The sequence below is a fragment of the Psychromonas sp. genome (genome assembly GCF_983033635.1).
The window spans coordinates 10,878-11,831 of record NZ_CEZLMY010000109.1 but is presented as its reverse complement, the minus strand read 5'-3'; the positions used below and the strand labels follow the sequence as shown (position 1 = coordinate 11,831).

The following is a 954-nucleotide window of genomic DNA, read 5'->3' as shown; positions in this document are numbered from 1 at the left end:
GTCCGGAAACTTCCATGCTGGATGCCCTGCGCAATAACGGTGTAACGGTTGAATCCGTATGTGAAACAGGGATATGCGGTAAATGCAGAGTTGATTATGAAGGTGATGTTGATCATAAAGACTCAGTTCTGACCAAGAGTGAAAAAAAGAGATGCATGACCCCCTGTGTTTCACGAGCCAAAGGTAAAGAATTGTTAATATCAATCAGATAATTAAAGTGTTTTACAGTTATCTTGGGGGGCTGTGAACTAGTTAACGGCCGCTCTGAACTTTATCCCTCGACAATTATGACAGTTTCTTGTTTGTGTATCTCAGCTGAGTTTTTACGAGCTGAGTTGAGCACCTCTAGCGGCAGCCTACTTAATCAGTGCTAGTCATGCAGGCAGCATGCATACGGCTGGCAATAAACTAACCAGTGCTCAAACCCTCCATTTTCACGCCATGCCATGCTAAAATAGCTCGCCGACATCCAGTAGGTTGATTTGGTTTTGACTATTTGTGTCTTTAGCCGCACAATCACCCTCAATTATCAGATACGAACACTGCCATGGGTTGACTCTATTTCTACTTATGGATTTTATACAATATGAGCGAAACTTGTTTACATAATTATTAGGAAAGTACATATGAATATCAATTTCTCTGCATTCCCCACTACTATCGACACACTTCACTTGGGATTGGGTCTCTCAGCCTTGTTATTTTTAGTTTTGTTTCTAACTAAAAAGAAATCATCTACTAATGAAACCGTGGAAGCTGTCGTTGAACAGCCTGTTCAGAAGCCTGTCCAAGAAGCGCCTAAAGCAGCGCAGTTAAAAGAAGCAACACCTGATGCCGCGCTGCAGTTATTGACGTTATTACAACAAGATGCGCGTTTTATTGATTTTATCGAAGAAGATTTAACTGGCTACTCAGATGCCGATATCGGTGCCGCCGCACGTGTTGTTCATGAGG

2 protein-coding genes are annotated in these 954 nt (G+C 42.2%); both read left to right on the top strand.

Going from position 1 to position 954, the window contains the following annotated elements:
• A partial coding sequence (locus AC4GME_RS13125) for a 2Fe-2S iron-sulfur cluster-binding protein (protein ID WP_490379543.1) occupies window positions 1-212 on the top strand: 212 nt, incomplete at its 5' end.
• A 414-nt stretch (window positions 213-626) separates the two neighbouring features.
• Window positions 627-954 (top strand): DUF2760 domain-containing protein (locus AC4GME_RS13120; protein ID WP_490379542.1); only part of this gene is annotated, 328 nt, incomplete at its 3' end.